This window comes from Pseudomonas serbica (assembly GCF_028823535.1).
In the GTDB taxonomy this organism is placed as follows: Bacteria; Pseudomonadota; Gammaproteobacteria; order Pseudomonadales; family Pseudomonadaceae; genus Aquipseudomonas; species Aquipseudomonas serbica.
Genome location: NZ_JAQIYM010000022.1, coordinates 21519 through 39042 on the forward strand (window position 1 = coordinate 21519; position 17524 = coordinate 39042).

Consider the following 17524-nt stretch of genomic DNA (forward strand, 5'->3'; position numbering starts at 1 on the left):
TCTGCGGCGATGAAACTGCCGATGAAGTTGCAGACTCGTCTTTTCCTCAGCATTTCCGCGCTGATCACCGTCGCACTGCTTGGTCTGCTGCTCGGGCTGGTCAGTGTGCTGCAGATGGCCGGGAGCCAGGAAGCGCTGGTGCGCAACAACTTTGTCACCCTGGATCTGGGACTCAAGTTGCGTCAGACGCTGGGCGACCAGTTGATCATCATGCTCAGCGAAAAGAACGATCGCGCCGCCTTCGAAGCATCCAGACAGCATTACCTTGAATTGTTGGAGGAGGGCATTGCGCTGGAGCCGTCGGACGAAAGCCTCGGACACGGTTTCAAAAAGGCCAAGGCCGACTATCTGAGCTTCATTCGTGCGTATGAGGATTCCGCTGACCCAACGCGCGTGCTCAGCGGCAACGATGAGCTGACCGAAAAATTCAATTTACTGCGCAATGGTCTGATCACCGACCACAAGCGGGCGTTGGAAGGCATCAGCACCATCGAACGCGAGGCCCGTGAGCGTGCGCTGCTGATCGCCGGGCTGCTTGGCCTGGTCGGGCTGGCGGTACTGATCATCGGCTTCGTGACCGCGCACGCCATCGCTCGGCGCTTCGGCGAGCCTATCGAGGCGCTGGCGCAGGCAGCGGACCATATCGGCCAGGGTAATTTCGACGTCACGCTGCCGGTGTCGTCGGCCGTGGAACTGAATCAGCTGACCCGGCGCTTCGGGATCATGGCTGAAGCGCTACGCCAGCATCAGGCCACCAACGTAGATGAGTTGCTGGCGGGACAGCAGCGTTTGCAGGCGGTGCTCGATGGCATCGACGACGGATTGCTGATGATCGACCGCCAGGGGCACCTGGAGCACCTCAACCCGGTTGCTCAGCGTCAGTTGGGTTGGGACACCGATCGACTCGGGCGAGGCCTGGGGGAGGCGCTGGAGCACCCCGAGCTTGATGAACAACTGCAGCTGGTTCTACGTGGCGGCACACTGGAGCGGGTGCCGGATGACCTGAATATCGAGGTTGATGGTGAAACGCGGTTGCTGACATATAGCCTCACGCCGGTCATTCATACCCAAGGGCAGATTCTCGGCGCGGTGATGGTGCTGCACGATGTGACTGAACAGCGTGCTTTCGAGCGGGTGCGCAGCGAGTTCGTCTTGCGTGCCTCCCACGAACTGCGCACCCCCGTGACCGGCATGCACATGGCCTTCGGCCTGTTCCGCGAGCGCGCGCATTTTCCGCAGGAATCCCGTGAAGCCGACCTGCTGGATACCGTCAATGAAGAAATGCAGCGGCTGATGCAACTGATCAACGACTTGCTGAATTTCTCTCGCTACCAGAACGGCTTGCAGAAGCTCACCCTTACGCCATGTTCCATCGATGATTTGCTGGAGCAAGCGCGGATTCGCTTTACCGACGGCGCGCAAGAGAAGGGCGTCGAGCTGTTGGTCGAAGTCCAGGGCCCCTTGCCACACTTGCAAGCCGATCAGCCGCAACTGGACCGGGTGCTCGACAACCTGATCGATAATGCACTGCGCCACACGGCCGCCGGCGGGCTGATTCGCTTGCAAGCCAGGCGGCATGGGGACCGGGTCATCATCAGCGTCGAAGATAACGGTGAAGGCATTGCCTATGGGCAGCAGGGGCGGATCTTCGAGCCCTTTGTCCAGGTCGGCCGCAAGAAAGGCGGGGCCGGGCTCGGTCTGGCGTTGTGCAAGGAAATCGTGCAACTGCACGGTGGCCGGATGGGCGTTTACTCGCGACCGGGGCAGGGAACTCAGTTCTATATGACGTTGGCTGTGTAGGCGCTTCTACGCCTCGTCATCCAGGCGTCGACCGGCGATCCGGCGACCGCGGGTAATCAGCTCGATAAACTGCACCGCACTCAGTGCATGAGCGAACAGCCAGCCCTGGCCGAACTTCACCCCCTCACTGCTCAGGAGTGCCGCCTGGGCTTCATGCTCGATACCCTCGGCAATCACCTTCAAATGCAGTGACTGGGCCATGTGGATGATATGCGGGGCGACGCCGCTGCTCGCCGCGTCATGGCCCAGGGCATCGATGAACGCCTTGTCGATCTTCAGGCAATCCACCGGCAGGGTTTGCAGGTAGGCGAGGCTGCAATAACCGGTGCCGAAGTCATCGATCAGTACCTGATGCCCGACATCCCGCAAGGCTTGCAGGTTTTCCCGGGCCACCACCACGTCGATCAATCCGCGTTCAGTGACTTCGAAGGCGATCTGCTTGGCCGCGACCCGGTGCAGGGTCAACAGCCGAGCCATCACTTGGCCGATCCGCGGGACCATGACGTCGCAGGCCGCCAGGTTGACCGAGATGTAAAGTTGCGGATTGGCCCGCAGCAGTTGCCCCAACTGCTCGAGCAGGCGTTGCAGGACAAAGTCGGTCATCTGGCGGATCTGCCCGGTGTTCTCGGCCATTGGGATGAACAGGTCGGGACTGGTCAGGGTGCCATCCGGCCGGCGCCAGCGCAGTAAGGCTTCAGCCCCGACACAGTTGCGGCTGTCGAGGTCGAAGATCGGTTGATACAGCACTTGCAACTCACCTCGACGGATGGCGCCGGTCAGTTCGGCATCCAGTGATTGGCGCTGACGCACCAGCAGAAACACCAGGAAACCTACGCACACTGCCAACAACACACAGGCGGGCAGCAGCCACCACCACACGGGCGGTATATGGGTGCCACTGCGCGGGCTGATCAGCACCAACTGGTATACCGGGTTATCGGTGGGCATGCGATAGATCAGGCTAGTCTGGGTGACTTGCAGTGCATCGCGGGTTTTCGGGGGCCAATCTCCAGTCGGGGGCCAGGCTTGTGCGACACCCAGTACCGGAATTGCGCGGGTGCCATGGTCGAGTACTACAAGCAGGCTGCTACCCGGCGACAGGTCGACCATGTCGGTCAAATGGCCGCGGGAGGTCGCAACCCGAAAGTTGCCGCGACCGAGCATCAGCGCGGCACGGTTTTCATCGGGCTCGGTGGTGGTGTTCAACCAGTAACTGTAGGTGGGGCCCTTGATGTCCGGGGGGCGTATCAGGGACAAGCCTCCCTGGCGCGGGCGGTTGGAGCAGATTCGCGAGTCGTCCATGTAGGCCGCTTCATAGACGAAGCGATAATTGAAGCTGACCTGCTGCAGAGTCGCGATCATGTCGTCGTCGCAGCTACGCAGTGGTTGGGCTTCCAGGTCATCGAGGCTTTCGCGCAACTGCCCGAACAACTGCTCCAGCCGGGCGAGAAAACGTTCGCCCTGGGCGTTCATTTCCCAGCTTTCGTTTTGCTCAACCTGGTGGATGGCCACGAGGTAGCTGCCGGCCATCATCAATGCAGCGCTCAAGACAGCAGCCAGCATCGCCAGGAACCAAGGGCGATAGAACCAACTTCCGAGTGTCTCTCGAGCAGCAGTCATTATGGAATATCCGAAGAATTACCAATGAGTTATAGCTGCTGTTTGAGAAACGTGCTGACCGTCGGGCGATCGTCATTATTTTGTCTGATTTAAAACCTGAAGCATCGCAGCCGTTTGTGCGTCCGGCGTGCCGTCATAGCGCGCCGGTCGGAAATGCATCTGGAAAGCCGCCAGTACATGGCGGGTTGCGACGTCCAGTTCGCCGGTTTGCGGCGTGTCATAACCGAAGCGTGCCAGTTGCGTCTGGTACCAGCTGATGCTCGGCAGCTGCGTTTCAAACCGGGTTTGCTGGCGGGCTACGGCTTGCTCGTTCGGCCATATTCCGATCCCTTGCTCAGCCAGGCGCTTCCAGGGAAACAGGGGGCCGGGATCGAGTTTGCGCAAGGGGGCGATGTCGCTATGGCCGACAATGTTACGAGGGTTGATTGCGTAGCGCTGGCTGATGTCCTTGAGCAGGACGATCAGGGATTGGACCTGCGCTTCGGTGTAGGGGTACCACAGGCGCCCGGTCGGGGTGTCCTTGAAGCCCGGATTGACGATTTCGATGCCGATAGAGCTTGAGTTCATCCAGGTGCGGCCTTGCCATTGGCTTTCCCCGGCGTGCCAGGAACGCAGGTTTTCATCCATCAGCTTGTAGATGGTCGCGCTCTTGTTGTCGCCGATCAGGTAATGACTGCTGACTTCACCATGGGTGAGCAGTTGAAGCGAGCGCTCCAGCGAAGCCGAGGTGTAGTGCAGCACGACGAATTGAATGCGACTGTCGTGATTGGCGGAAGCATGGCTGGTGTCGTAGCGGGGACCGCTGGCGCAGCCGGCCAAGAGGATCAGCGACACGATGAGAGCAAGATATTTCATGGGGAAGCCAACACGCTAAAGACAGTAATGCAACAGTGTAACGTACTGGCTTGTGCGTGTTGGCCCATCGCAACGATTTGAACAAAATGGAGCGACCAGCCCTCAGCCCATCTCTACCCGGTTGCGCCCAGCATTTTTGGCGCGGTAGAGCGCCTGATCGGCTCTTTTCAGCACCAGATCGCTGTGCTCGCCAGGTTTGAACGCAGCCAGGCCCATGGAGAGGGTGACGGTGACCGGTTCACCCCTGAAGTGAAAAGGGCAGGCTTCGATCGAGGCGCGCAGGGTTTCCAGGAGTTTCAGGCCGCTCGCCGGGGCCGTGGACGGCATCAGCAGGACAAACTCTTCTCCGCCAAAGCGCGCAATGAAATCCGTTCCGCGCAGGCGTTTGCGCAGCACGCTGGCAATGATTTTCAGTACTTTGTCACCCGCCAGGTGCCCGTAATTGTCATTGATGCGCTTGAAGTGATCGAGATCGAGCATGGCCAGCATCAGCGTATTGCCGTGCTGCTGCCACTGGCCGATTTCATGTTCCAGGCGTTCGCTCCAGGCCGCGCGGTTGGGCAGGCCGGTCAGCGGGTCGATCAAGGCTTTCTGGCGCTGCTCTTCGAGATGCTCGCGAAAGCCCTGGGCTTCCTGTTCCATGTGGGCAACCCGTTCGGCCAGGCTCTGCAGGCGGGCTGCCACCTCCTGTTCACGCTCATCGCGCTGCTGACGGTGCTGGTCCATGGTGCCGAGCAAGCCTTCCAGATGATTTTCCAGGATGTGCTTGAGGTCATCCAGGTCGGCTGCTTCCTGCACGCTGCTCTGCAAGCCGTCGACCTGTTCACGAATCTGCGTGTCCATCGCATGGGCGGCAGTTCGGCTGTCGGCATGACCGGCGCTGGCGGCCTGCAGGTTGCTCTGGAACGATTCCAGGCGTTCGTTGAGCCGCTGCAGATAGGCTTCGAATTCATGTTGGCCACTGTCAGAGATTGCCAGCATCAAAGTCGCCAGATCGTCGAGGATCGGCAGCAATTCGTACCAGTTCAAACCGTTTTTCAGTCGCTCCCGCATGGATTCGGCTTGCGGGCGATGACGTTCGGGCAGCGTCAGGTCATCGAGCAGGCCTAACAAAGTCTCTTCGATGTGTTTGGCCACCGAGCTGTAGGACGGTTCGGGCGAGTCGGGCAGGGCGTAGAGTATGTCCTGCTCGGGCTGCTGTGGATCGACGGCTGCCAGGGCCTTGGCCATGGGCGAGGGCAGCGGCAGGGTGTCGAGCAACAGCGCCGGCTTCAATTCGTCGGGATTGAGTGCCTGTTCAGCCTGGGCCATGGGTGTGACGACAGGCTGGACGGTCAGTTGTGGCGGCTCAAGGATTAGCGTAACAGCAACTGGTTGGGTTGCAGCCGGTATCTGCGGGGTTGCGTGCGGCGCGCTGTCAGCGGTGACTGACGGGCTCGCGACCACAGGCGCCAAAACGGTTTCGCCCGTGTGCGCGAAAAGTGCTTGTTCTGCAGGGGAGGCTTCGTCGACTTCACGTTGCCCGAACAGCCGCTGCAGCAGTCCTGGGCGCTCGGGTTCCGCCGGGCTCTCCAGCTGGCTCAGGGCCTTGCCTTGCAGCCCGCTCAGTTCGCCGAGCAGCAACGGGATCTCACGCGCTTGGCTGACGCGGCTGTCCAGTTGTTTGGCGAAGTGCTTGAGGGGGCGACTCACTTCCCGGGGCAGCGGCAACGTCTGCAACTGCGTGACCAGGGCGGTGAGGGCGGCGCTGGTCTGGTTGATCCGGGTTTCCCGACGCTGCTCGGAGTCGAGTACGGCTTTTTCCAGGCGTGGCAGCAGGGCGGCGAGACCGGCGTCCATGTCGTCGGTGCGCACGACGTCGCGCATCTCCTTCATGCATTGGTCAACGACTCGATCGGTGCCCTCTGCTGCCAGCGTGCTGCGTACCAGGCCCCGGCGCAGCAAGTCGAGCCGGGCGTCCCAGCGACGTTCGAGCTTTTCCTGTTGTTCGATGCTATGCAGGTACTTCTCTTTCCAGCGCTGTGCTTCGTCGCTCATTCATGGGATCCGCGGGGGGCAGGACTCAACGCGGGCAATGCATCGGCCGTGAGCGAACCCGGCAGACGAATTTCTACCGCGACCGGCAGGTGATCGGAAATGGGTTGCGCCAGCACCTCGACCTTTTCCAGGGTCAGGCTCGGGCTCAGCAGAATATGGTCCAGGCAGCGCTGCGGGCGCCAGCTGGGGAATGTCGCATCCAGTTGCGGGGCCAGCAGGCCCAGGTCGCGCAATGGGGAGTTTTGCAACAGGTCACTGGCATGGGTGTTCATGTCACCCATCAATACCTGGTGCTTGTAGCCACCGATCAGCTCGCGGATGTACGCCAGTTGCAGGCTGCGGGCACGAGCACCGAGTGCCAGGTGCATCATGACCACCACCAGCGCTTCCGGGCCTTCACCGAAACGTACCAGTATCGCCCCGCGACCTTTCGGTCCTGGCAACGGATGGTCCTCGATCGCCCACGGCCGCAGGCGGCTGAGCACGCCGTTGCTGTGCTGGCCCAGGCGACCGAGGTTGCGATTGAGTTGTTGGTACCAGTAAGGGAAGGCGCCGAGCTGGGCCAGGTGTTCGACTTGATTGACGTAGCCTGAGCGCAGGCTGCCGCCATCGGCTTCCTGCAGGGCGACCAGATCGAAATCGCCCAGCAGATTGCCGATCTTTTGCAGATTGTCGGCACGCCCGGTGTGCGGCAACAGGTGTTGCCAGCCCCGGGTCAGGTAATGCCGATACCGCTCGGTGCTGATGCCGACCTGGATATTGAAGCTGAGCAAGCGCAGACGGCTGTCTGCGGGCAGGCCCGTCGACTCCAGGTGATGCTCGTTGACCCGCGGATCATGCAGGCCAACGACACGTTCGGTTCCCCAGCGGCGCATGGCAGGCGCCTCGCTTAGTTGGCGGCAGCCTTGTTAGCCGCTCGCTCTTGGTCGACCAGTTTATCGGCCAGTTGCAGGGCTTGTTCGGCACCGCCGGCGGAGCCCACGTCAAAACGATATTTGCCGTTGACGATCATGGTGGGTACGCCGGTGATTTCATATTTCTTCGCAAGTTCTTTGGCTTTGTTGATCTGGCCCTTGATGGCGAAAGAGTCAAAGGTAGCCAGGAACTTGTCCTTGTCGACGCCCTGGGTGGCGAGGAAGTCGGCCATGTCGTTCTTGTCGGTCAGTTTCTTGTGTTCTTTCTGGATGGCTTCGAACACTGCAGCGTGGACCTTGTGCTCGACGCCCATGGCTTCGAGGGTCAGGAACATCTGACCGTGAGCGTCCCACGGGCCACCAAACATGGCAGGAATACGCACGAAATTAACGTCGGATGGCAGCTTTTCAACCCATGGGTTGATCACCGGTTCAAAGGCGTAGCAGTGCGGGCAACCGTACCAGAACAGCTCCACCACTTCGATCTTGCCAGGCACGGCGACCGGCACCGGATTGCTCAGCTCGACATAAGGTGCAGCGGGGGCTTCAGCGGCTTGGGCAGTCATGCCGAACAGGCTGGCAGCGGCAAAAACGGCGCTGATGATCAGATTACGCATGCTTTACTCCTGGACAAATTTTATCGCCTCGCGGGACCTGGATTAAGACAGGTCATGGCGGGCCCGAGTTCTGTAGTGTAACGGCAGCGGCCACAAAAAAGGGCGGCCAAGGCCACCCTTTTCATACTTGCTGTGACGGATTAATGGAGCGTTAACGTTGCAGGAGATGCAGACCCCGATCAACGCCCGATTTGCCGGTCTTAGTGCAGGCCCTGGATGTAGCTGGACACTGCGGCAATGTCTTCGTCGCTCAGCTTCTTGGCAATGCTTTGCATCGGTTTGGTATCGCCGTCATTGGTACGGCCGCCTTCTTCCTTGCGGAAATCGGTCAGTTGCTTGCCGATGTATTGAGCATGCTGGCCGCCCAGGTGCGGGAAGCCTGCTGCTGCGTTACCCGCGCCGTTTGGCGAGTGGCAACCGGTGCAGGCTGGCAGGCCCTTGGCCAGGTCGCCACCGCGGAACAGTGCTTCACCGCGAGCCACGACTTTCGGGTCGGCGGCGCCGACACTGCCCTTTTGGCTGGCGAAGTAGGCGGCGATGTCCGCCAGATCCTGGTCGCTCAGGTTGGTCAGCAGGCCAGTCATTTCCAGAACGGTGCGCTTGCCCGACTTGATGTCGTGCAATTGCTTGGTCAGGTAGCGTTCACCCTGGCCGGCCAGTTTTGGAAAGTTAGGCGCCATGCTGTTGCCATCCGGGCCATGACAGGCACCACATACGGCGGCTTTTGCCTGGCCTGCGGCGGCGTCACCAGGTTTGACTGGCTCACCTGCAGCATGGGCAATGCCGGAGATCCCCACGGTCAACAGCAGACTCACGATCAATTTGTTCATCAGCTAATCCAACTACGGCTAAGGGTTAAGTTATGGACCGGGTTTACTCGCTCATCCACTGGATGATGGCTTGGTAATCCTCGGCACTGCAGTCCATGCACAAACCACGCGGCGGCATCGCCTTGAAACCCTGGGTCACGTGTTGCACCAGCGTCTCCATACCTTTCGCCAACCTCGGCGTCCAAGCTTCCTGATCGCCCTTGCGGGGCGCCATGGGTAGTTGGCCGGAATGACAGGCACCACAAACACGGTTGTACACTGCTTCCGGATCCTGTGTAGCCTGAGCGCTGTAAAGCGGTATCAAGACTCCGGCAGCTAGCAGCCATTTCGTCATAAAACGACCTTTTCAGGGTTGAGAGCGATCTGCGTTCTAATGCGCAATCAAGGTCTGTCGCTCTCGCGAACTTCATCCTGCGTCGGGACAAAGCGCACACAAAATCTGCGGCATTATATACTGGCGTCACTGAAACGGAAGCGACACTGCTTGCCGCACCCATTCCTGGCGCCGCCCACATCGGAAATCCCATGCAACTCAAGAATCCCATCCTCGGTCTGTGCCAACAGTCCACCTTCATGCTCAGCGCCGCCAAAGTCGACCAATGTCCGGATGACGAGGGCTTTGAAGTCGCCTTCGCCGGTCGTTCCAACGCCGGCAAGTCCAGCGCCCTGAACACCCTGACGCACGCCAGCCTGGCGCGCACCTCGAAAACGCCGGGGCGCACGCAACTCTTGAACTTCTTCAAGCTAGACGATGAACGCCGTCTGGTCGACCTGCCGGGCTACGGTTATGCAAAAGTACCGATCCCGCTCAAGCAACACTGGCAGCGTCACCTCGAGGCCTACCTGGGTGGTCGCGAGAGTTTGAAGGGTTTGATCCTGATGATGGACATCCGTCACCCGATGACCGACTTCGACCTGCTGATGCTCGATTGGGCGGTCGCCGCCGGCATGCCGATGCACATCCTGCTGACCAAGGCAGACAAGCTGACCTACGGTGCGGCCAAGAACACGCTGCTCAAGGTGCAGTCGGAAATCCGCAAGGGTTGGGGCGATGCCGTGACGATCCAATTGTTTTCGGCGCCCAAACGCATGGGCCTGGAAGACGCCTACACTGTATTGGCAGGCTGGATGGAACTGGCGGACAAGGGCGCCGAAGAAGTTACCGGATAAGTGTGTAAAAAATCGTCTGAGGTGCGGTCAAGCCAGCGCGGCATGACCGCAGCAGGCGGTTTTCTACAGGCAAAAAAAACCCCGGACTTCTATGGGGAGGGGGAAGTTCCGGGGTTCAAGTTCTAGACCGCTAGGGCGGGGTCCAGATATCTGCCAACACTTAACACAACATAGGAGCATCGAAGGGCTTCACCAGCCATTCAGTAAATCTGAGTGGCTGGAAGCGCAATTAGTTCAATTTTATTTCGCGAGCTTTGGAATAATCCCAAGCACCTTTCGGACTAAGCAGTCTTTGCGCGGTCTGCCGCGGCATCATGCCGCAGCAGAATTCTCGGCTTAGTGAGCCTCATCCCAGTTGTTGCCCACCCCGACCTCGACCAGCAACGGCACATCCAGTTTCGCCGCGCCGCTCATGTGCAGGCGGATTTCTTCGCTGACCTGTTCCACCAGATCCTCACGCACCTCAAGCACCAGTTCATCGTGCACTTGCAGGATGACTTTGGCGTCGAGGCCGGAAGCGCTCAGCCAGTTATCCACCGCGACCATGGCTTTCTTGATGATGTCGGCCGCCGTGCCTTGCATCGGCGCGTTGATCGCCGTGCGTTCGGCTGCGGCACGCTCTTGCGGCTTGTTGGAATTGATCTCCGGCAGGTACAGCCGCCGCCCGAAGAACGTTTCCACGTAGCCTTGATCTGCGGCCTGGGCGCGGGTGCGGTCCATGTACTCACGAACGCCGGGGTAACGGGCGAAGTAGGTATCGATATAGGCCTTGGCCGTCTTGGTATCGACGCCGATGTCCTTGCCGAGCTTTTGCGCACCCATGCCGTAGATCAGGCCGAAGTTGATCGCCTTGGCGCTGCGGCGCTGGTCGGAGGTGACGTCAGTGAGTTCGACCTTGAATACTTCGGCGGCGGTTGCGGTGTGCACGTCCAGGTTGTGGCGGAAGGCATTCATCAGGCCTTCATCCCGGGACAGGTGCGCCATGATCCGCAGTTCGATCTGCGAATAGTCGGCGGCCAGCAGCTTGTATCCGGCCGGGGCGACGAAGGCTTGGCGGATGCGCCGCCCTTCAGCCGTGCGCACCGGGATGTTCTGCAGGTTCGGATCGCTGGAGGACAGGCGCCCGGTGGAGGCAACTGCCTGGTGGTACGAGGTGTGGATCCGTCCGGTGCGCGGGTTGATCTGTTCCGGCAGACGGTCGGTGTAGGTGCTTTTGAGCTTGCTCATGGAACGGTATTCCATGAGCACTTTAGGCAGTCGGTAGTCGTCCTCGGCCAGTTTGGCCAGCACCTCTTCGGCGGTGGAAGGCTGGCCCTTGGCGGTCTTCTTCAGTACGGGCAGGCCGAGTTTCTCGTAGAGGATGACGCCGAGTTGCTTGGGCGAACCCAAGTTGAATTCCTCACCGGCAATCTCGAAGGCTTCGCGCTCCAGCGCCACCATCTTTTCCCCCAGTTCGATGCTCTGCACACCCAGCAGGGCAGCATCCACGAACGCGCCCTGGCGTTCGATACGTGCGAGCACCGGTACCAGGGGCATTTCGATGTCGGTCAGAACGCTGGCCAGGCTCGGAATGGCGTTGAGTTTCTCGAACAGCGCCTGATGCAGGCGCAGGGTGATATCGGCGTCCTCGGCGGCGTAAGGCCCGGCCTGTTCAAGGGCAATCTGATCGAACGTCAGCTGCTTCACGCCTTTTCCGGCGATGTCCTGGAAACTCACGGTAGTGTGATCCAGGTACTTCAACGCCAGGCTATCCATGTCATGGCGGGTAGCCGTGGAGTTGAGCACATAGGATTCGAGCATGGTGTCGAAGGCAATGCCACGCACGGTGATGCCGTTGGCCTGATCGCCTCCGATGGCGCAGTTGGCCAGGATGTTCATGTCAAACTTGGCATGCTGGCCGATCTTGAGTTTGTCCGGGTCTTCCAGGATCGGCTTGAGAGCGCGCAAGACGGTATCGCGATCCAGTTGCTGCGGCACGCCGATGTAGGAGTGTGTCAGCGGGATGTAGGCCGCTTCGTTGGCTTGCACCGCGAAAGACAGGCCGACCAATTGAGCCTGTTGCGCATCGATGCCGGTGGTTTCAGTGTCGAAGGCGAACAGTTTGGCGTCGTTGAGTTTTCCCAGCCAGGCATCGAACCGTGCCTGGTCGAGAATGGTTTCGTATTGGGCTTGGGTCGTTACTGCTGGCGCTTCGGCCTCGGCGGCACTGAACAGATCGACTGCCGGCTCAGGCTCGGGGGCAGCGCCGCTCAGTTCAAGGCGTTTGGCGTCCCGATCAAGATCGTTCAGCCAGCTCTTGAACTCAAGCAAGGTATAGAGCTCGTAGAGTTTGGCTGGATCTTGCTCACCCATCCGCAGGTCATCGAGACCGATGTCCAACGGTACATCCACCTTGATGGTCGCCAGTTGATAGGAGAGGAATGCCATCTCCTTGTGCTCTTCGAGCTTGGCCGGCAGGGTCTTGGCGCCGCGGATCGGCAGGGTCGGGACGATATCGAGCTGCGCGTAGAGTTCCGTCAGGCCGCCATTTACGCCCACCAGCAGGCCGGAAGCGGTCTTTGGTCCTATGCCCGGAACGCCCGGAATGTTATCGGACGAATCGCCCATGAGTGCCAGATAGTCGATGATCTGCTCGGGAGCGACGCCGAATTTCTCCTTCACGCCCTCTACGTCCATGCTGCTACCGGTCATGGTATTGACCAAGGTAATGTGGCCATCGACCAGTTGCGCCATGTCCTTGTCACCGGTGGAGATGATCACTGGGCGATCGGCGGCCGCGCTGCTGCGGGCCAGCGTGCCGATCACGTCATCGGCCTCGACGCCTTCGACGCACAACAGCGGGAAGCCCAGGGCGATCACGCTTTGATGCAGGGGCTCGATCTGCACGCGCATATCGTCGGGCATGCTCGGACGGTTAGCCTTGTATTCGGCGTACATGTCATCGCGAAATGTCCCACCCTTGGCGTCGAACACCACGGCGAAGGGGCTGTCCGGGTACTGCTTGCGCAGACTCTTGAGCATGTTCAACACGCCCTTTACGGCGCCGGTCGGCAGGCCTTTGGACGTGGTCAGCGGTGGCAGCGCGTGAAAGGCGCGGTACAGGTAAGAAGAACCGTCCACCAGGACGAGGGGGGCTTGGCTCATGAGCAGGATCAACCTTTTCGGCGGGTCCGGCGCTAGAATAGCGGGACCGTTGACGACAAAGGGACAAGGTTATCATGCGCACACTAAATCGCCTGTTGCTGGCTGGCTTGTTTGCAATCACACCGTTGGCCGTCATGGCGGCGGACGATGCGCCCACGCCCGAGCCGGAAGTTACGATCCGCACGGAAGGTGACAAAGTCATCCAGGAATACCGCCAAAACGGCTTCCTGTATGCGATCAAGGTCACGCCTAAGGGCGCGCCGCCGTATTTTCTGGTGCGCGCAGACGGGACCGATGCAAACTTCATCCGCTCGGATCAGCCGGATATGCTGATACCGTCGTGGAAGATCTTCGAGTGGAAGTAGTTTCTTAATTTCAACCGGCGTTGGCTCAAGAGCAGCGCCTCGTACTGGCAGTTTTAACCATGTCTGTGTTTACCCCCCTGGCTCGGCCTGAGCTGGAAGCTTTTCTCGCCCCTTATGGCCTCGGCCGCCTGCTTGATTTCCAGGGGATTGCCGCCGGTAGCGAAAACACCAATTTCTTTATCAGCCTGGAGCAGGGCGAATTTGTCCTGACCCTGATCGAGCGTGGCCCGGTGCAGGAAATGCCGTTCTTCATCGAATTGCTCGACGTGCTGCACCAGGCCGACCTGCCAGTGCCTTACGCCCTGCGTACCACCGACGGCGTGGCCCTGCGCGAACTGGCCGGCAAGCCTGCGCTGTTGCAACCGCGCCTGGCTGGCAAGCACATCAAGCAGGCCAACGCGCAGCATTGCGCCCAGGTGGGCGAGTTGCTGGCTCACCTGCACCTGGCAACCCAAGCCAATATGATCAAGCGCAAGACCGATCGTGGCCTGGACTGGATGCTGGAAGAAGGCACGCAGTTTCTCTCGCACCTGAAACCCCAGCAGAAAGATCTGCTGCAGCGGGCACTGGAAGAAATCACCGAGCAGAAAGAGAAAATCCTCGCGTTGCCACGCGCCAACATCCACGCTGACCTGTTCCGCGATAACGCGATGTTCGAAGGCACGCACCTGACCGGGCTGATCGATTTCTATAACGCCTGTTCGGGGCCGATGCTCTACGACGTGGCGATTGCCTTGAACGACTGGTGCTCCGACGATGACGGCCTGATCGACGGGGCACGGGCGCGGGCGTTGCTCGGTGCTTATGCGGCGCTACGTCCTTTCACCGCGACCGAAGCCGAGCTGTGGCCGACCATGCTACGGGTGGCGTGCGTGCGCTTCTGGTTGTCACGCTTGATCGCGGCGGAGTCGTTTGCCGGGCAGGACGTGTTGATTCACGATCCGATGGAGTTCGAGTTGCGGTTGGCGCAGCGGCAGAAGGTCAGCACGCCGTTGCCTTTCGCCCTCTAAAAGCTTCGCGGGCAAGCCCGCTCCCACAGGTGGCCGGTGTGAATACAGATTTTGTGTTCACCAAGGATCCCCTGTGGGAGCGAGCCTGCTCGCGAATAGGGCGACGCAATGTTTGAATTACAACGACTCCAGGCATCCCGCCAAATCATTGCCCAATTTTTCCAATACCTGCTCATACCCCTGGGCAGTCGCCGGCGTGTACCCGCCTAGCGCATCCAGCTCCGCCAGTTTCACCGGCAGGCCCGCCACCAGGGTTTCCGCCAGGCGTGGACGCAGCGGCGGTTCGCTGAATACGCAGGTCTTGCCGACTTCCTGCAACCGCGCGCGCATCGCTGCGACGTGCTGGGCGCCGGGTTGTACTTCAGCCGCGACGCTGAACACCCCGGCGTGCTTGAGGCCGTAGGCGTCTTCGAAGTAGTCGAAGGCTTCGTGGAACACGAAGTAAGGTTTGCCTTCAACACCCGCCAGACGTTTCTTCAAGCGAGCATCCAACGCATCCAGGCGCTCATCAAAGGCCTTGAGGTTACGCTGGTAGTGCGCCGCGTTGGCGGGATCGGCTGCACCCAGATCCGCAGCTATTTTCGCCGCGATTACCCTGGCGTTCGCCGGCGATAGCCACAAATGCGCATCCAGAGTGCCTGGGCGATGATCGTGGTCATGTTCGTCGGCTTCTTCAGCGTGGGAATGGTTGTCTTCGGCGAAATGTCGCAATTTCAGGCCAGGCAGGTCCTGCACGGCAACGCTTGGCAATGTACGACCGTTGAGCACCCGCGGCATGAAACCTTCCATGTCCGGCCCGATCCAGTACAGCAGATCCACCGATTGCACCTTCCGTACGTCGGAAGGGCGCAGGGCATAGTTATGCGGCGAGGCGCCGGGTGGCAGCAAGACCTCCGGAATCGCCACGCCGTCCTGCACGGCAGCAGCGATCAGCTGTAGCGGCTTGATGCTGGTGAGGACCCTGACTTCGGCTTGCGCCGATCCGATCAGTAGAAAACTTGCGATAAATGCGACAAAGATAGAAAAAAGTCGGGACACGATGACCACTCGAGGAGGCGAGAACGGGTAATATAATAACGTCTCTCACAAAATTCGTCGCCGCTCATGCCTAAAACACCGATTGCAAGTCGCCCCCACGACCACTCTCATTGCGTTCACAGCGCTTTGTCTGAGGCCGATGCCTTGTGCGCACGCCAGGGCTTGCGCCTGACTGCGTTGCGTCGGCGGGTGCTGGAACTGGTGTGGCAAAGCCATAAACCGCTGGGGGCGTACGACATTCTCGCGGTACTCAGTGAGCAGGACGGTCGCCGGGCTGCGCCGCCAACGGTCTACCGCGCGCTGGACTTCCTGCTGGAAAACGGCCTGGTGCACCGTATCTCCTCGCTCAACGCCTTCATCGGCTGTAATCACCCGGCGCACGCGCACCAGGGGCAGTTCCTGATCTGCCGTGAATGCCACGCTGCCATCGAACTCGAACAGAAGTCCATCAGCGACGCGATCATCGCCAGCGCCAAGGACGTCGGGTTTGTCGTCGAAGGTCAGACCGTTGAAGTGATCGGTCTCTGTTCAGGCTGCCAGGGGGCTTGATGAGCAACGCGCTGATCCGTCTCGAGCAGGTTGCCGTCACGTTTGCCGGGCAACCGGTGCTGGATAACATCGAGTTGAGCGTCGAGCCGGGGCAGATCGTGACCTTGATCGGCCCTAATGGCGCCGGCAAGACCACCCTGGTGCGCGCCGTGCTCGGCCTGTTGAAACCCGACAGCGGCAGCGTCTGGCGCAAACCGAAACTGCGGGTGGGCTATATGCCGCAAAAGCTGCATGTCGATCCGACCCTGCCGCTCTCGGTGCTGCGTTTCTTGCGCCTGGTGCCAGGTGTGGACCGTGCAATGGCCTTGGCCGCGCTCAAGGAAGTCGGCGCCGAGCAGGTGATCGATAGCCCCGTGCAAAGTGTTTCCGGCGGAGAAATGCAACGCGTTCTGCTGGCCCGGGCCCTGTTGCGCGAGCCGGAATTACTGGTGCTCGACGAACCGGTACAAGGGGTCGACGTGGCGGGTCAGGCCGAACTCTATAGCCTGATCACCCGCCTGCGAGACCGTCACGGCTGCGGCGTGTTGATGGTCTCCCACGATCTGCACCTGGTGATGAGCACTACCGACCAAGTGGTTTGCCTGAATCGCCATGTCTGCTGCTCCGGCCACCCCGAGCAGGTCAGTGGTGATCCGGCATTCGTCGAGCTATTCGGAAAAAACGCCCAAAGCCTGGCGATTTATCACCACCATCACGACCACGCCCACGATTTGCACGGCTCGGTGGTCAAGGCGCCCACCTCGGGCCATAACCATGTTCACGGAGATAGCTGCAAGCATGGCTGATTTTCTGCTCTACGCCCTGCTTGCAGGTCTGGCCCTGGCGGTTGTAGCGGGCCCCCTGGGCTCCTTCGTGGTCTGGCGGCGCATGGCCTATTTTGGCGACACCCTGTCCCACGCGGCATTGCTCGGCGTGGCGCTGGGTTTTCTGCTGGATGTCAGCCCGACAGTTGCGGTCACGGTCGGCTGTTTACTGTTGGCGGTGTTGCTGGTGACCTTGCAACAGCGCCAGCCGCTGGCCTCCGACACGCTTTTGGGAATTCTCGCACCCAGCACCCTCTCTTTAGGCTTGGTGGTACTAAGCTTCATGCACGAAGTGCGGATCGACCTGATGGCCTATCTGTTCGGCGACTTACTGGCGATCAGTCCGACCGATCTGGCCTGGATCCTCGGGGGTAGCGCAGCGGTGCTGGCATTGCTGGTGACGTTGTGGCGGCCATTGCTGGCAATCACCGTGCACGAGGAGCTGGCGAGGGTCGAAGGGCTGCCGGTGGCGGGTTTGCGCCTGGCACTGATGCTGTTGATCGCCGTGGTCATTGCGGTGGCGATGAAAATCGTCGGTGTGTTGCTGATCACCTCGTTGTTGATCATTCCGGCGGCTGCGGCACAACGTCACGCCCGCTCACCGGAGCAGATGGCACTGGGTGCGAGCCTGCTTGGCATACTCGCCGTGTGTGGCGGATTATCGCTTTCCTGGTTCAAGGACACCCCGGCGGGCCCGTCGATTGTAGTGGCGGCGGCCGCGCTGTTTCTGCTGAGTTTTGTTCTGCCCCGTCGAGGGGTGTAGACTTGCTCG

At 60.4% G+C, this 17524-nt stretch carries 16 protein-coding genes; 7 read left to right on the plus strand and 9 right to left on the minus strand.

Going from position 1 to position 17524, the window contains the following annotated elements; all coding sequences use genetic code 11:
• Positions 1-9 precede the first annotated feature (9 nt).
• Positions 10-1800 carry a KinB sensor domain-containing domain gene (locus NQL71_RS27615; RefSeq protein ID WP_046818657.1) on the plus strand — a complete coding sequence of 597 codons (1791 nt, stop codon included), beginning with the start codon at positions 10-12 and terminating at the stop codon, positions 1798-1800.
• A gap of 6 nt (positions 1801-1806) precedes the next feature.
• Here the strand turns inward: NQL71_RS27615 and NQL71_RS27620 are convergent, their stop codons facing one another.
• The 7 genes from NQL71_RS27620 to NQL71_RS27650 form a co-directional block, all read right to left on the minus strand.
• Positions 1807-3420: an EAL domain-containing protein gene (locus NQL71_RS27620; RefSeq protein WP_046818658.1), complete on the minus strand. Its 1614-nt coding sequence runs from the start codon at positions 3418-3420 to the stop codon at positions 1807-1809.
• 75 nt (positions 3421-3495) lie between these two features.
• Positions 3496-4275, minus strand: a complete 780-nt coding sequence (locus NQL71_RS27625; RefSeq protein WP_077185111.1) for an N-acetylmuramoyl-L-alanine amidase — start codon at positions 4273-4275, stop codon at positions 3496-3498.
• Positions 4276-4377: 102 nt separating this feature from the next.
• On the minus strand, positions 4378-6312 hold the full coding sequence (locus NQL71_RS27630; protein WP_274643669.1) for a diguanylate cyclase: 1935 nt from the start codon (positions 6310-6312) through the stop codon (positions 4378-4380).
• On the minus strand, positions 6309-7187 hold the full coding sequence (locus tag NQL71_RS27635; RefSeq protein ID WP_274643670.1) for an endonuclease/exonuclease/phosphatase family protein: 879 nt from the start codon (positions 7185-7187) through the stop codon (positions 6309-6311). Before NQL71_RS27635 ends, NQL71_RS27630 begins: the two co-directional genes overlap by 4 nt.
• Before the next feature lie 14 nt (positions 7188-7201).
• On the minus strand, positions 7202-7843 hold the full coding sequence (locus NQL71_RS27640; protein ID WP_046818662.1) for a thiol:disulfide interchange protein DsbA/DsbL: 642 nt from the start codon (positions 7841-7843) through the stop codon (positions 7202-7204).
• 200 nt (positions 7844-8043) lie between these two features.
• Entirely contained in the window at positions 8044-8673 is a 630-nt protein-coding gene (locus tag NQL71_RS27645; RefSeq protein WP_046818663.1) for a c-type cytochrome, read from the minus strand.
• Between the two features lie 43 nt (positions 8674-8716).
• Positions 8717-9007, minus strand: a complete 291-nt coding sequence (locus tag NQL71_RS27650; protein WP_046818664.1) for a c-type cytochrome — start codon at positions 9005-9007, stop codon at positions 8717-8719.
• A gap of 191 nt (positions 9008-9198) precedes the next feature.
• On the opposite strand from NQL71_RS27650, the gene yihA reads away from it, so the two are divergent.
• Positions 9199-9843 (plus strand): ribosome biogenesis GTP-binding protein YihA/YsxC, encoded by a 645-nt coding sequence (gene yihA / locus NQL71_RS27655; protein ID WP_046818665.1) that lies wholly within the window; start codon positions 9199-9201, stop codon positions 9841-9843.
• A 336-nt stretch (positions 9844-10179) separates the two neighbouring features.
• Here the strand turns inward: yihA and polA are convergent, their stop codons facing one another.
• The gene (gene polA / locus NQL71_RS27660) at positions 10180-12987 is read right to left on the minus strand and encodes a DNA polymerase I (RefSeq protein WP_077185117.1); all 2808 of its coding nucleotides are present in this window, start codon (positions 12985-12987) and stop codon (positions 10180-10182) included.
• A 74-nt stretch (positions 12988-13061) separates the two neighbouring features.
• On the opposite strand from polA, the gene NQL71_RS27665 reads away from it, so the two are divergent.
• Together NQL71_RS27665 and NQL71_RS27670 are read left to right on the plus strand one after the other, a co-directional pair.
• Positions 13062-13352 carry a DUF2782 domain-containing protein gene (locus NQL71_RS27665; RefSeq protein WP_046818667.1) on the plus strand — a complete coding sequence of 97 codons (291 nt, stop codon included), beginning with the start codon at positions 13062-13064 and terminating at the stop codon, positions 13350-13352.
• A gap of 59 nt (positions 13353-13411) precedes the next feature.
• Positions 13412-14362, plus strand: coding sequence for a homoserine kinase (locus NQL71_RS27670; RefSeq protein ID WP_046818668.1), 951 nt, complete (start codon positions 13412-13414; stop codon positions 14360-14362).
• Positions 14363-14479: 117 nt separating this feature from the next.
• On the opposite strand, the gene znuA is transcribed toward NQL71_RS27670, so the two are convergent.
• On the minus strand, positions 14480-15400 hold the full coding sequence (znuA, locus tag NQL71_RS27675; RefSeq protein ID WP_248686043.1) for a zinc ABC transporter substrate-binding protein ZnuA: 921 nt from the start codon (positions 15398-15400) through the stop codon (positions 14480-14482).
• Positions 15401-15466: 66 nt separating this feature from the next.
• Between znuA and zur the strand changes: the two genes are divergently transcribed.
• From zur to znuB, 3 genes are read left to right on the plus strand one after another with little or no spacing between them, the layout of a single operon-like run.
• On the plus strand, positions 15467-15949 hold the full coding sequence (gene zur, locus NQL71_RS27680) for a zinc uptake transcriptional repressor Zur (RefSeq protein ID WP_046818670.1): 483 nt from the start codon (positions 15467-15469) through the stop codon (positions 15947-15949).
• The gene (gene znuC, locus NQL71_RS27685) at positions 15949-16734 is read left to right on the plus strand and encodes a zinc ABC transporter ATP-binding protein ZnuC (RefSeq protein WP_046818671.1); all 786 of its coding nucleotides are present in this window, start codon (positions 15949-15951) and stop codon (positions 16732-16734) included. Before zur ends, znuC begins: the two co-directional genes overlap by 1 nt.
• Positions 16727-17515: a zinc ABC transporter permease subunit ZnuB gene (znuB, locus tag NQL71_RS27690; RefSeq protein ID WP_046818672.1), complete on the plus strand. Its 789-nt coding sequence runs from the start codon at positions 16727-16729 to the stop codon at positions 17513-17515. The genes znuC and znuB overlap by 8 nt, the downstream gene beginning before the upstream one ends.
• The last annotated feature ends 9 nt before the right edge of the window (positions 17516-17524 follow it).